The sequence below is a fragment of the Mycobacterium scrofulaceum genome (assembly GCF_002086735.1).
GTDB lineage: Bacteria > Actinomycetota > Actinomycetes > Mycobacteriales > Mycobacteriaceae > Mycobacterium > Mycobacterium scrofulaceum.
The window spans coordinates 40,542-53,178 of sequence record NZ_MVIJ01000040.1; the positions used below are offsets into that span (position 1 = coordinate 40,542).

14 protein-coding genes and 1 pseudogene are annotated in these 12,637 nt (G+C 71.1%); 3 read left to right on the forward strand and 12 right to left on the reverse strand.

Features of this window, described 5'->3' with window-relative positions; translation table 11 throughout:
• Window positions 1-2 precede the first annotated feature (2 nt).
• Entirely contained in the window at window positions 3-671 is a 669-nt protein-coding gene (locus tag BST44_RS21800; protein WP_083179170.1) for a response regulator transcription factor, read from the forward strand.
• Here the strand turns inward: BST44_RS21800 and BST44_RS21805 are convergent.
• The gene (locus BST44_RS21805) at window positions 653-2,074 is read right to left on the reverse strand and encodes a sensor histidine kinase (RefSeq protein ID WP_083179171.1); all 1,422 of its coding nucleotides are present in this window, start codon (window positions 2,072-2,074) and stop codon (window positions 653-655) included. The genes BST44_RS21800 and BST44_RS21805 overlap by 19 nt on opposite strands.
• A 58-nt stretch (window positions 2,075-2,132) precedes the next feature.
• Between BST44_RS21805 and BST44_RS21810 the strand changes: the two genes are divergently transcribed.
• Complete coding sequence (locus BST44_RS21810) at window positions 2,133-2,384, forward strand: hypothetical protein (RefSeq protein ID WP_083179172.1); 252 nt, start codon at window positions 2,133-2,135, stop codon at window positions 2,382-2,384.
• A gap of 11 nt (window positions 2,385-2,395) precedes the next feature.
• Here the strand turns inward: BST44_RS21810 and BST44_RS21815 are convergent, their stop codons facing one another.
• The 6 genes from BST44_RS21815 to BST44_RS21840 all read right to left on the reverse strand — a co-directional run bounded on the left by BST44_RS21815 (window position 2,396) and on the right by BST44_RS21840 (window position 8,314).
• Window positions 2,396-5,248: an aminotransferase class I/II-fold pyridoxal phosphate-dependent enzyme gene (locus BST44_RS21815; RefSeq protein ID WP_083179173.1), complete on the reverse strand. Its 2,853-nt coding sequence runs from the start codon at window positions 5,246-5,248 to the stop codon at window positions 2,396-2,398.
• A gap of 78 nt (window positions 5,249-5,326) precedes the next feature.
• Window positions 5,327-5,740, reverse strand: coding sequence for an antitermination protein NusB (locus tag BST44_RS21820; RefSeq protein WP_083179174.1), 414 nt, complete (start codon window positions 5,738-5,740; stop codon window positions 5,327-5,329).
• Entirely contained in the window at window positions 5,737-6,243 is a 507-nt protein-coding gene (gene nusB / locus BST44_RS21825; RefSeq protein WP_083179175.1) for a transcription antitermination factor NusB, read from the reverse strand. Before nusB ends, BST44_RS21820 begins: the two co-directional genes overlap by 4 nt.
• A complete protein-coding gene (efp, locus tag BST44_RS21830) occupies window positions 6,240-6,803 on the reverse strand; it encodes an elongation factor P (RefSeq protein ID WP_083179176.1) in 564 nt (187 codons plus the stop codon). The genes nusB and efp overlap by 4 nt, the downstream gene beginning before the upstream one ends.
• A 119-nt stretch (window positions 6,804-6,922) precedes the next feature.
• Window positions 6,923-7,144 (reverse strand): hypothetical protein, encoded by a 222-nt coding sequence (locus tag BST44_RS21835; protein ID WP_083179189.1) that lies wholly within the window; start codon window positions 7,142-7,144, stop codon window positions 6,923-6,925.
• 51 nt (window positions 7,145-7,195) lie between these two features.
• Window positions 7,196-8,314 (reverse strand): M24 family metallopeptidase, encoded by a 1,119-nt coding sequence (locus BST44_RS21840; protein ID WP_083179177.1) that lies wholly within the window; start codon window positions 8,312-8,314, stop codon window positions 7,196-7,198.
• Window positions 8,315-8,347: 33 nt separating this feature from the next.
• On the opposite strand from BST44_RS21840, the gene BST44_RS21845 reads away from it, so the two are divergent.
• On the forward strand, window positions 8,348-9,055 hold the full coding sequence (locus tag BST44_RS21845) for a B-4DMT family transporter (protein WP_208619866.1): 708 nt from the start codon (window positions 8,348-8,350) through the stop codon (window positions 9,053-9,055).
• Here the strand turns inward: BST44_RS21845 and aroQ are convergent.
• From aroQ to BST44_RS21870, 5 genes and pseudogenes are all read right to left on the reverse strand, one after another.
• Complete coding sequence (gene aroQ, locus BST44_RS21850) at window positions 9,052-9,492, reverse strand: type II 3-dehydroquinate dehydratase (protein ID WP_083179179.1); 441 nt, start codon at window positions 9,490-9,492, stop codon at window positions 9,052-9,054. The two genes, BST44_RS21845 and aroQ, sit on opposite strands and share 4 nt — an antisense overlap.
• The gene (gene aroB, locus BST44_RS21855; protein ID WP_083179180.1) at window positions 9,489-10,580 is read right to left on the reverse strand and encodes a 3-dehydroquinate synthase; all 1,092 of its coding nucleotides are present in this window, start codon (window positions 10,578-10,580) and stop codon (window positions 9,489-9,491) included. The genes aroQ and aroB overlap by 4 nt, the downstream gene beginning before the upstream one ends.
• Window positions 10,577-11,122 (reverse strand): shikimate kinase, encoded by a 546-nt coding sequence (locus tag BST44_RS21860; RefSeq protein ID WP_083179181.1) that lies wholly within the window; start codon window positions 11,120-11,122, stop codon window positions 10,577-10,579. The genes aroB and BST44_RS21860 overlap by 4 nt, the downstream gene beginning before the upstream one ends.
• Complete coding sequence (gene aroC / locus BST44_RS21865; protein WP_083179182.1) at window positions 11,122-12,327, reverse strand: chorismate synthase; 1,206 nt, start codon at window positions 12,325-12,327, stop codon at window positions 11,122-11,124. The genes BST44_RS21860 and aroC overlap by 1 nt, the downstream gene beginning before the upstream one ends.
• 32 nt (window positions 12,328-12,359) lie before the next feature.
• Window positions 12,360-12,637 (reverse strand): annotated as a pseudogene (locus BST44_RS21870) (prepilin peptidase); the annotation flags it as partial.

Here is a 12,637-nt window from a genome sequence, read left to right on the forward strand (position 1 = left end):
GCATGAAGGTCCTGCTGGTCGAGGACGAGGCGCGGCTGTCGGCGACCATCGCCAGGGGGCTCAAGGCCGAGGGATTCGTGGTGGTGGCCGTGGGCACGGGCGTCGACGGCCTGCGGGAGGCGGTCGACAACAACTTCGACGTGGTGATCCTCGACATCATGCTCCCCGGCCACAGCGGGTACGAGGTGTTGCGCCGGATGCGGGCGCGCAACGTGTGGACGCCGGTGCTCATGCTGACCGCCAAGGACGGGGAGTACGACGAGACCGACGCCTTCGACCTGGGAGCCGACGACTACCTGACCAAACCGTTTTCCTTCCGGGTGCTCGTCGCGCGGCTGCGCGCGCTGGTGCGCCGCGGCGTGCCGCAGCGGCCGGCGGTGCTGACCGCGGGATCCCTGCTGCTCGATCCGGCGCGGCACAGCGTGCAGCGCGGCGCCTCCCCGATCGCGTTGACTCCGCGGGAGTTCGGCGTGCTCGAATTCCTGCTCCGCAACAAGGACATGGTCGTCACCAAGGCCGAGATACTGCGCAACGTGTGGGACGCTCACTATCACGGCCCCGACAACGTGGTCGAGGTTTACGTGGGGTATCTGCGGCGCAAGATCGATATTCCGTTCGGCACCAACACCATCGAAACGATCCGGGGCGTCGGTTACCGATTGTCGGGGTGAGGGCCGCGTTGCGGCAGGGACACGCTGAATCGGCTCCCGCCGCCCGGTCGGTCGTCGACGGTGACGGTGCCGCCGTGCGCGGCGACGACCTCGGCGACGATCGCGAGGCCCAGGCCGGCTCCCCCGCCGCTGCGGGCCCGGTCCGAGTCCAGCCGCACGAAGCGTTCGAACACCCGGGACCGGTCGGCCGCGCGGATTCCGGGGCCGTCGTCGCTGACGGTGAGGATCGCCGTGCCGTTGCGGCTGCCGACTTCCAGGTGGACGCGCGAACGGGCATGGCGGACGGCATTTTCCATCAGATTGCGAATCATCCGCGAGATGGCCACCGGGTCGCCGGTGCACCGCACCGGGCAGGTGTCGGCGCCCACGGCGCACGGCGCGTCCCGGCGCGCCCGGGCGACCTCGGCCTGCGCGACGTCGTCGAGGGCGAGCTCTTCTTGGCGGCGCACCAGCCTTCGCTCGTCGGCGCGCGCCAGCAGCAGCAGATCCTCGATCAGCGTGTGCATGCGCTGCGCCTCGGGGAGCAGGGTGTTGACCGCGAGCTCCGCGTCGAGCAGATCCGGGTGCGCCTCGGCGACCTCCAGCCCGGAGATGATGGTGGCCAGCGGGCTGCGCAGTTCGTGCGACGCGTCGCCGACGAAGCGTTGTTGAGCACGATGGCCCGCCTCGATCCGGGACAGCATCTGGTTCATGGTGACCGCCAGCGCCGCGATCTCGTCGCGGCCGTTCGGCACCGGCACCCGTTCGGCCAGGTCCGATGCCGAGATCTCGGCGACCCGCGCGCGGATGGCGTCCACGGATCGCAGCGACCGGCGGACGAGCCAGAACGTCGCGCCCGCCGCCACCGCGATGACGATGGGCGCACCGCCCGCCAACAGCAGCGCGACGGTCCGCGCCGTCGCCTCGACCGTCTGGCTGCCGCCCCCCACCAGCACCGTGTAGTCGCCGGACGCGGTGGCCACGCGTTGCCCGCTGACACGCATGTTGTCACCCGCCACGGCGTCGTCGGACAACCCCCGCCGCAGGCCGAAGCCGAAGGCGGTGACGGGGACGAGCGCCGACCTCGGCGCCGACCGCGACCGCCTGATCACCCTGCCGTCGGGGGCGACCACCTGGACCGCGACCACCCGTTGGTCGGTGCTGAACAGGCTGCTGTCGAGACGGGCCGGCGGATCGGACTGCAATTCCTTCGCCACGTCGCGGACCCTTTCCGCGGACGCATAGTCGACACCCCCCAACAGCGACCGATACAGCGTCAGGTCCAGCCCCGCGCCGGCCAGGGCGAGTGCGCACAGGACGACGGCCGCCGACACCGCGGCCGAGCGGGCGGGGATACCCCAGTGCGGGAGTTGAGGCAACTGCACGCCTCCGATTCTGCAGGGCCGGGGACCGGCTGGAAACACCGAGCTCAGCGCGCTTCTCAGCGCCCTCTCAGCGACTGCCTCCTAGGCTGAACCCGTCATGTCAGGTACTGCACGCCTTGCGCGCCGCACCAACCGCGCGACCACACGAATACTGGCCTTTCTCGCGATCGTCACGGGCTTGGGGCTGGTGGGGGCGGTGCCGGCCGGCGCCGACACCAGCCCGTTCAACACGCTGAGCTGCAGTTGTCCGGAGACGGCCCCGGCGGGCAGCCCCGCCCGCAGCGACGAGATCACACGAGGGATCCGGCAAGGCGAACTGGGCGGGCCCCAGGGCCCGCCACGGAACTGACCGCCCAGCCCCTAGGCCGAGGCGTCCTCGCTGACGATGCGGTCGGCGCCGTCGCCGTTGCGCCCGCCGTTGAGTCCGGAGGCGTCCGCGGGCAGCTCGAAGGCGGCCACCGCGGACCCGACCGCGGCCGTCGCCGCGCTGCGCTGGGCCTCCATCCGCGCCAGCGCGGCCTCGGTGAACACCGACAGCCCCAGGTCGGGGTTGTATCCGTGGATCTCCTTGACGTCGAGCTGGGCCAGGAAGTAGATGATCTCCTTGGAGACCACCTGACCGGGAACCAGCACCGGGAAGCCCGGCGGGTAGGGCACCACGAACGTGGTGGAGACCAGCGTCTTGCCCTCGGCCAGCCGGCGCCCCGCCATGCCGATCAGGACGTGCTCGCGGTCGGACTCCTCGTATCCGGCGTAGAACGCCGACCGCATGTCGCCGAAGATGCACGCGTCGACGGGCCGGAAGGCGATGTCGAACTCGCTGAAGTCGGGCAGGTGCGGCAGGTCCTGCGTGATCTCCTCGACGTGGCGCGCGTGCAGCGCCCGGTCGGCGACGCTGGCCGCGTTCTCGGAGCGGTCGAAATCGATTGCCACCCTGCGCAACACGTCGAGCAGGTAATGCACGCTCGACCACGTGACGCCGATGGTGAAGATCAGCAGCACGCTGTTGATCGAGGTCTTGTTGATCTGGATGCCGAACCGCTCCATCAGGATCTTCTCGCGGAAGTCGTACCCGTTCATCCCGGTCTTGCCGACGAACAAGGTGACCCGTGTCGCGTCCAGCACGAACTGGTCGGAACGCCACGCCTCGTTCCACTCGGCCAGCGCGCCCTGGCGGACCTCGCGGTAGGAACTCACCGACGATGCCCGGAACTCCTCGGGCACCAGGTCGGACTCGTCGAGGATGCGGAACCACTTGCTGATCAACCGGTCCCGCCGGACGCGGTGCCGGAAGACCAGCGCCATGTCGTAGGTCTGCCGGACCAGCTGGAAGCCCTCGATGTCGACCTGCCGCCGCGCCAGGTCCAGCGACGCCAGGAGTTGCTGGTTCGGTGACGTCGAGGTGTGGGTCAGGAACGCCTCACCGAACGCGTCGCGGGTCAGCGCGTTGAAGTCCTGGTCGCGGACGTGGATCATCGACGCCTGGCGCAGCGCCGACAGCGACTTGTGCGTCGAATGCGTGGCGTAGACGCGGACGCGGGCGCGGGCGGGGTCGGGCAACAGCGGGCGGTCGGCCCACTCCGACCGGTCGACCCGCTCCATCTCGGCCGCCCAATTCTTGTATTCGGCAGCGTATTCCGGCGAGGCGAGCATCTTCTCGACGCGCTCGGCCGAAACCATCGCCGTGCGCTGCCGCGCCCAGGGCACGGCCGTGGCGAAGGCGTACCACGCCTCGTCCCACAGGAAGCAGATGTCCGGCTTGATGGCCAGCACCTCCAGCATGACCTGCAGCGGGTTATACACCACCCCGTCGAAGGTGCAGTTGGTCAGCAGCAGCATGCGCACCCGGTTCAGCTGTCCGGCGGCCTCTAAGTCCAGCAGCGTCTGCTTGATCGTGCGCAGCGACACCGCCCCGTAGATGGCGAACTGCGGCAACGGGTAGGCGTCCAGGTACAGCGGGTAGGCGCCGGCCAGCACCAGCCCGTAGTGGTGCGACTTGTGGCAGTTGCGGTCGATCAGCACGATGTCGCCCGGCCGGGTCAGCGATTGCACGACGATCTTGTTGGCCGTCGAAGTGCCGTTGGTGACGAAATACGTGTGGTCGGAGTTCCACGTGTGCGCGGCCTTGTCCATCGCCTTCTTGATGTTGCCGTGCGGGTCGAGCAGCGAGTCGAGGCCACCGGAGGTGGTCGAGGTCTCGGCCATGAAGATGTTGCGGCCGTAGAACTCGCCCATGTCCTGCAACGACTTCGAGTTGAAGATGCTGGCGCCGCGCGCGACGGGCAGGGCGTGGAACTGGCCCACCGGCGCGGCCGCATACGCGCGCAGCGCGTCGAAAAACGGTGTGGCATAACGGTTCCGTAGCCCGGCGAGCACCGTGCTGTGCAAGTCGGTGACGTCGTTGAGCCGGTAGAACGTGCGATCGTAGACGTCGGGCTCGGTGTCGTCGCCCGCCGCGATCGACTCGTCGGTCAGCAGATACAGGTCGATGTGGGGGCGCAGTTCCCGGATCCACTCGCCGCATTCCACCCAGTCGTTGGCGCGGTCGGGAATGTCCACGTCTTCGTTGGCCCCCAACAGGGTGTTCATCAGCGGCAACCGGTCGCGCGACCGCAGCGGCAGGTCGTCGCGGACGATCGCGGCCTGGATCTCTCCGTTCAGCGCGACGGCGGCGATGGCGTCCTCGACGCTGGGCACCACCAGGATCTCGAACTGCACGTCGTCGGACGGGTTGCGCAGGGCGCGCAGGCATTCGGCCAGGCAGTCGGGGGCCGTCGCGGGCGCGTCGTCGGCGAGCAGCACGGTGTAGAACTGCTGCTGCTTGGCCTGGGCCACCAGCTCCTGGTCGGCCAGCGGCGCCGAGGTGTCGAAAAGGCCTGCGCGGTCTCCGTATTCACTCAACAGCCGCACCGCCATGGAGACCTCTTCGGTGAGCCGCACCGTGGACAGGCTCTCCAGGTGCGCGCGGAAGGTCGCCAGGTTCTGCGCGCCGGGATACAGCCAGTACCGCTCGTAGGCGGCGATGCGGTCCATCAGGCGTTTCACCCGGGCCACGTCGTGGGCCTTGTCGTGGCCGGCCAGGTCGACCTCGGCGAGGTGGCGGCACGCGTCGTCGAGCAGGTTCCAGGTGTCGACGCGGGCGTAGGACGGGTTGGCCACCGCCGCGAGCGCGGAGACCCGGAGTCGTCGCGGCTGGGTGGTGTATCGAGTCATGACCTCACCTGTTCTTCTGGGCGACTTGTATTCTCACCCCGCCGCGGTGCCGACGTGATCGTTTCGCATCAGCTCCCCTCAGCTGTTCAGCTCGTCGTCATCCTCGTCGGCGTCATCCTCGTCAACGTCGACGACGCGCCGGCCGGGGCGGGTGCCGTCCACCCAGCGCAGCACCGGAAGGTCCCAGCGGCGCACCGGCAACTCGGTGACGTCGGACAGCGACCGCACCACGGCCTGGGTCAGGCCCATGAGCGCGGCCATCACCGGGAGCAGCGGCTGCAGCGGCCTGGCGGCGGTGCGCACCGTGCTGATGCGGCGGGCCATGATCAGCCGTTCGACGCAGTGATAGAGCCAGGCGCCCACCGCCAGCGCGTAGATCGACAGCGCCGACGCGACGATCGTCCACCCGAACGCGGCGCACACGACGGCACCCAGCACCACCGTCGCGGCCAGCAACCCCGCGACGACGGCGCGCAGCTCCAGCCGGGTCACGCCCGGTGTTCCTCGTCTTCCGCCGCGCCGGCCGCGTGGGTGCGGACCGCCGCGGCGGCCGCCCGGATCTGCGGGGTCACCAGCATCACCTGGCCCAGCACGCCGTTGACGAACGCCGGCGACTCGTCGGTGGACAGCTCCTTGGCCAGCTGCACGGCCTCGTCGACGGCGACCGGCTCCGGGACGTCGTCGGCGTAGAGCAGCTCCCACACCGCGACCCGCAGGATCGCGCGGTCCACGGCGGGCAGCCGGTCCAGCGTCCAGCCCTGCAGGTGCGAGCTGATCAGGTCGTCGATGTGGGCGGCGTGTTCGCCGACCCCGCGGGCCACCGCGACGGTGTAGGGCTGCAGCGGCGCCACGTCGGGGTTCGCCGCGGCCAGGGTGGCGCGCACGTCGACGACCTCGGCCGGTCCCAGACCGCGGGCCTCGGCCTCGAACAACAGGTCAACGGCACGCTTGCGGGCCTGATGGCGCCCTTTAACGGGTCGCGCTGGCCTGCTCACGCGTTGACGCGCCCCAAATAGCTGCCGTCGCGCGTGTCCACCTTCAGCTTGTCGCCGGTGTTGATGAACAGCGGCACCTGGATCTCGGCACCGGTCTCCACGGTGGCGGGCTTGGTGCCGGCGCTGGACCGGTCGCCCTGCAGGCCCGGCTCGGTGTGGGTGACCTCCATCTCGACCGACACCGGCAGCTCGAGGTACAGCGGGGCCCCGTTGTGGAACGCCACCTGCACCGGCAGGCCCTCGAGCAGGAACCGGGCGGCGTCGCCGACCAGCCCTTCCGGCAGCGGGTGCTGCTCGTAGTCCTGGCTGTCCATGAACACGAAGTCCGAGCCGTCGCGGTACAGGTAGGTGGCGTCGCGCCGGTCGACGGTGGCCGTCTCCACCTTCACGCCGGCGTTGTAGGTCTTGTCGACGACCTTGCCGGACAGCACGTTCTTCAGCTTGGTGCGCACGAAGGCGGGGCCCTTGCCGGGCTTGACGTGCTGGAACTCGACGATCTGCCAGAGCTGGCCGTCGATCACCAGCACCAGTCCGTTCTTGAAATCGGCGGTGCTTGCCACGGTTCGGTGTATCTCCTAGGGAATGGACGGTCGTTCGCGACCGTCTGCAATTTGTCCGTCAGTCTAGAGCGCGACGCGGCCCGGTCCCGCGGGTCGGGCGCCGGCGGGAAGCCCTCGCCTTACCGGCCGGGCTCGGTCTGTTCGCCCGGCGAAGGGGGCACCCGCTTGATCATCGTCAAGAAGGGCACGCTCAGCTTCTTCCCGCCGAAAAACGGCACCGGGACGGTGAAATAGACGATGTCGACCTCCAGCCGCAGCTCCCGCAAGGGCTGGGCGTTCAGCTCCCACCGAAAGTCCCGCAGGCGCGCCAGCCCACGTTCGATTGGCTCCACCCCATTCACGCCACCCGACTTTACCCCGGACGGCCCGGGCCGCCGAACCGCGCGGTTCACCTAGTCGATAACCGCCAACTCCTTGGGGAACCGGGTCAGCAACTCCGGCGCCTGCCCGCGGGTCGCCGCCGCCTCGCCGGGCACGACCAGGGTGTCCTCGATGCGCACGCCGCCGCGGCCCGGCAGGTAGACGCCCGGCTCGACGGTCACCACCGAACCGGCCAGCAACGTGCCGGTCGACGTGGCCCCGATCCCCGGCGCCTCGTGGATCTGCAGCCCCACACCGTGCCCCAACCCGTGGCCGAACTGCTCGCCGTAGCCCGCGTCGACGATGAGTCCCCGCGCCGCGCCGTCGACGTCACGCAGGCCGGCGCCCGGGCGCAACGCCTCCCGCCCGGCCCGCTGGGCGTCGGCGACCAGCTGGTAGATCTCCAGCTGCCAGTCGGCGGCCTTGCCGAGCACGAAGGTGCGGGTCATGTCGGAGTGATAGCCGGCCACCAGCGCGCCGAAGTCGATCTTGACGAAATCGCCGGTCGCCAGCGCGGCGTCGGTGGGGCGGTGATGCGGGATCGCCGAATTCGGGCCCGCCGCCACGATGGTCTCGAAGGAGATCGCGTCCGCGCCGTGGTCGAGCATCAGGGCCTCCAGCTCGCGGCTCACCTCGCGTTCGGTCCGCCCGGGGCGCAGGCCGCCCCGCTCCACCAGGTCGGCCAGCGCGGCATCGGCCGCCTCGCAGGCCAGCCGCAGCAGGGCCACCTCGCCGTCGTCTTTGACCTCGCGCAGCGCCTCGACGGTTCCGGCGGCGCGCACCAGCTCGGTCGCCGCCTTGCGCTCGCCGAGTTCGCCGGTCAGGACGTCGAAGGCGTCGACGGTGACCACGTTGCTCTCGAAACCCAGCCGCCCCACGCCGTCGTCGGCGGCCCGGCCGACCAGGTAGCGGCCCAGGGCGCGCTCGATGGCGATCTCGAGACCCGGCGCCTGCTCCGCGGCCTGGGTGCGATACCGGCCGTCGGTGGCCAGCACCGGCCCGCGATCGTCGGCGAACACCAGCAACGCGCCGTTCGATCCGGTGAAACCGGACAGGTAGCGGACGTTGTTCAGGTCGCTGACCAGCATCGCGTCCAGCCCACCGGCCCGGATTTGCGCTTTCAGGTTGTCCCGGCGCTGAGAATGTGTCACGACCCTTGACGGTACTCGCTACGCTGATTGCCCATGAGGAGCTGGATGTTGCGCGGATTGGTCTACGCCGCGGCGATGGTCGTGGTCCGCTTGTTCCAGGGGGCGTTGATCAACGCGTGGCAGACGCAGGCCGGGCTTTTTAGTGTGGTGCTGTTGCTTCTGTTCATCATCGGCGTGGCGGTGTGGGGGGTCTTCGACGGCCGGGCCGACGCCATCGCGAACCCGGACCCGGACCGGCGCCGCGATCTGGCGATGACCTGGCTGTTGGCCGGTCTGCTGGCCGGGGTCCTGTCCGGAGCCGTGTCCTGGCTCATCGCGCTGGTGTACAAGGGTCTCTACACCGGCGGCCTGATCAACGAGCTGACCACGTTCGCCGCGTTCACCGCGCTGTGCGTGTTCCTGCCCGGGATCATCGGCGTGACCATCGGCCGCTGGCGGGTGGACCGCAATCCCCCGCCCCGCCGGCCGGGGACGGACGAGGAGCGGGCGGACACCGACGTGTTCTCCGCGGTGCGCGGTGACGACGCGCCGACCGGGGAGATTCCCGCGGCCGGGGCGCAGCACGAGGAGCGGACCGCGGCGGTCGCCACGGCCGAGCGGGAGGCGCCGACCGAAGCCGTGGGCACCACGGAGCAGGAAGCCCCGACCGAAACGCTCGCCAAGCCCGACGACGACCCCAAGACCGAGGTGATCCGCCCCGTCGGCGACGAGCACACCAAGCCCGAGCCCGGCAAGGACTAACCCCCGGCGGACTCCGCCAGGTAGCGCAGGGCGAGCAGATAGCCCCGGACTCCCAACCCGACGATCACCCCGGTGGCGACCGGGCTGAGGTACGAGTGGCGCCGGAACTCCTCGCGCGCATGCACGTTGGAGATGTGCACCTCGATCAGGGGCGCGCGCAACTCCGCGCACGCGTCGCGCAGCGCCACCGAGGTGTGGGTCAGGCCGCCGGCGTTGAGCACCACCGGTTCGCCCGCGTCGGCGGCCGCATGGATCCACTCCAGCAGCTGGGCCTCGTTGTCGCTTTGGCGGACAACGGCTTTCAGGCCGAGCGCGGCGGCCTCGCGCTCGATCAGTGCGGCCAGTTGCTCGTGCGTGGTGTCCCCGTAGACGTCGGGCTCGCGCCGGCCCAGCCGGCCCAGGTTCGGGCCGTTGATGACGCGGACGGTCGTGGTCATCGGGCCCCCTCGTCGTCGGACAGCCCCGAATACGCCGCCGCCAGCAGCGACGGGTCAGGCCCGGCGAGCCGCCCCGGCTTGGCCAGCCCGTCGAGGACCACGAACCTCAGCACGCCGGCCCGCGATTTCTTGTCCTGCGCCATGTATTCCAGCAGCTGCGGCAGCGCGTCGGGGTCGTAGCTGACGGGCAGGCCGAGCGCGGACAGGACGGCGCGGTGGCGCCGCGCGGTCGCGTCGTCGAGCCGCCCGGCGAGGCGGGCCAGCTCCGCGGCGAACACCAGGCCCACGGACACCGCGGCGCCGTGCCGCCACTCGTAGCGTTCCCTGCGTTCGATCGCGTGCGCCAAGGTGTGGCCGTAGTTCAGGACTTCGCGCAGCTCCGATTCCTTCTCGTCGGCGGCGACCACCTTCGCCTTGACGGCGATCGAGCGCCGGACCAGCTCCGGCAGCACGTCACCGGTGGGGTCCACCGCCGCCCGCGGGTCGGCCTCGATGAGGTCGAGGATCACCGGGTCGGCGATGAACCCGGCCTTGACCACCTCGGCCATGCCGGCGACGAGTTCGTTGTGCGGCAACGTCTCCAGGGTGGCCAGGTCGACCAGCACCGCCAGCGGTTGGTGGAACGCGCCCACCAGGTTCTTGCCCGCGTCGGTGTTGATGCCCGTCTTGCCGCCGACGGCCGCGTCGACCATGCCGAGCAGCGTGGTGGGGATGTGCACGACGTCGACGCCGCGCAGCCAGGTGGCCGCCGCGAAACCGGCGACGTCGGTGGCGGCGCCCCCGCCCAGGCTGACCACCGCGTCCTTGCGGTCGATCCCGATGCGGCCGAACACTTCCCAGAGAAAGCCGGCGACCGGCAGGTCCTTGCCGCCCTCGGCGTCCGGGATTTCGATGCGGTGCGCGTCGACGCCCTTGTCCGCCAGCCGGCTTCGGATCGCCTCCGCGGTGTGCGCCAGCACCGGCTGGTGCACGACGGCGACCCGGTGGCGCTCGCAGAGCAGCTCGACGAGCTGGTCGCCCAGGTCGGTGCCGATGATCACCGGGTAGGGCGGGTCGACGGCCACCTGCACGGTGACTGGCGCGGTCATGTGGCGGCCTCCGCGTGGGCGCTCTCGGGCGCCTGCAGCCGAGACACGATGTAGCGCACCACCGCCCCGGGGTTGCGGCGGTTGGTGTCCACACGGATCGTCGACACGCGCCGGTAGAGAGGGACCCGGTGCGCCATCAGCGCTTTGTATTTCGAGAACTTCTCGGCCTCGTCCGTCGCGGCCAGCAGGGGGCGCACCGCGCTGCCGCCGGTGCGCCGCACGCCCTCGCCGGCGCTGATCTCGAGGTAGATGACGGTGTGGCCGGCGAGCGCCTCGCACACCCCCGGGCTGGTGACGGCCCCGCCGCCGAGCGACAGCACGCCGTCGTGATCGGCCAACGCGGCACGCACCGCCTCTTCCTCGATGCGGCGGAACTCCTGCTCGCCGTCGGCGGCGAAGATGTCGGGGATGGTGCGGCCGGTGCGCTGCTCGATCGCCGCGTCGGTGTCGAGGAACCCGACGCCGAGCGCCTTGGCCAGGCGCCGTCCGATGGTGGACTTGCCCGAGCCCGGCAACCCGACGAGCACCGCCCTGGGCGCCATTACGCGGTACCCCGGGCGGCCGGCGCTTCCCGATCGGCGACGGCGCGCTGGTAGGCCTCGATGTTGCGGCGGGTCTCGGTGAGCGAGTCGCCGCCGAACTTCTCCAGCGCCGCCCGCGCCAGCACCAGCGCCACCATGGCCTCGACCACGACGCCGGCGGCCGGCACCGCGCACACGTCGGAGCGCTGGTGGATGGCGACGGCCTCGTCGCCGGTCGCCATGTCGACGGTGGCCAGCGCCCGCGGCACGGTGGAGATCGGTTTCATCGCGGCGCGCACCCGCAGCGGCTGCCCGTTGGTCATGCCGCCCTCCAGCCCGCCGGCGCGGTTGGTCGAGCGGACCACACCGTCGGGTCCGGGGTACATCTCGTCGTGGGCGCGGCTGCCGCGCCGGCGCGCCGTCTCGAAGCCGTCGCCGATCTCCACACCCTTGATGGCCTGGATGCCCATCACGGCGGCGGCGAGCTGGCTGTCCAGCCGGTTGTCCCCGCTGGTGAACGAGCCCAGCCCAACGGGCAGGCCCAGGGCCACCACCTCGACCACGCCGCCCAGCGTGTCGCCGTCCTTCTTGGCCGCCTCGATCTCGGCGATCATCGCCTCCTCGGCGGCCTTGTCGAAGGCGCGCACGGGACTGTCGTCGATCGCCGGCAGGTCCTCCGGGCGCGGCGGCGGGCCGTCGTAGGGCGCCGACGGGCCGATCGCGACGACGTGGGAGAGCACCTCGACGCCCAGCGCCTGACGCAGGAAGGACCGCGCGACCGTGCCCGCCGCGACGCGGGCCGCCGTCTCGCGGGCGCTGGCCCGCTCCAGCACCGGCCGGGCGTCGTCGAAGCCGTACTTGAGCATGCCCGCGTAGTCGGCGTGGCCGGGGCGCGGGCGGGTGAGCGGTTCGTTGCGCGCGACGTTCGCCAGCTCCGCGGGGTCGACCGGGTCGGCGGCCATCACGGTCTCCCACTTGGGCCACTCGGTGTTGCCGATCTCGACCGCGATGGGGCCGCCGAGCGTGACGCCGTGGCGCACCCCGGACAGCACGGTCACCGCGTCGCGCTCGAACTTCATCCGCGCCCCGCGACCGTAGCCGAGTCGGCGGCGGGCCAATTGGTCGGCGATATCGGTCGAGTTGACCTCCACGCCGGCCACCATGCCCTCGAGCATGGCCACCAACGCGCGGCCGTGCGACTCCCCGGCGGTGATCCAACGCAACACCCGAACATCTTCCCACGGGGCCCGGCGCGGGCTTAAATCCCGACGGCCAGCCCGATCGCGGCGGCGGTGGCCAGGCACATCGACGGGCCGTGCGGCACGGCCCGCGCGCGGCACACCGCCGCGACGAGCGCCGTCAGCACCGGCGCGGCCAGCGCCGCCAGGAACCACACCCCCGCGCCGAAACAGCCGGCCAGCGCGCCCAGGCCGACCGCCAGCTTGACGTCCCCGGCCCCCATCCCCGCCGGCGCGACGACGTGCACCAGCAGGTAGATCGCCGCCAGCGCCGCCGACCCGGCCAGGGCATCCCAGC

What these genes read in the sequence shown, in the direction of transcription:
- BST44_RS21800 (WP_083179170.1), top strand. Translation starts at nt 3, where the DNA reads ATGAAGGTCCTGCTGGTCGAGGACGAGGCGCGGCTGTCGGCGACCATC.
- BST44_RS21815 (WP_083179173.1), bottom strand. Translation starts at nt 5,248, where the DNA reads ATGACTCGATACACCACCCAGCCGCGACGACTCCGGGTCTCCGCGCTC.
- BST44_RS21845 (WP_208619866.1), top strand. Translation starts at nt 8,348, where the DNA reads ATGAGGAGCTGGATGTTGCGCGGATTGGTCTACGCCGCGGCGATGGTC.
- BST44_RS21860 (WP_083179181.1), bottom strand. Translation starts at nt 11,122, where the DNA reads ATGGCGCCCAGGGCGGTGCTCGTCGGGTTGCCGGGCTCGGGCAAGTCC.
- aroQ (WP_083179179.1), bottom strand. Translation starts at nt 9,492, where the DNA reads ATGACCACGACCGTCCGCGTCATCAACGGCCCGAACCTGGGCCGGCTG.
- BST44_RS21810 (WP_083179172.1), top strand. Translation starts at nt 2,133, where the DNA reads ATGTCAGGTACTGCACGCCTTGCGCGCCGCACCAACCGCGCGACCACA.
- aroB (WP_083179180.1), bottom strand. Translation starts at nt 10,580, where the DNA reads ATGACCGCGCCAGTCACCGTGCAGGTGGCCGTCGACCCGCCCTACCCG.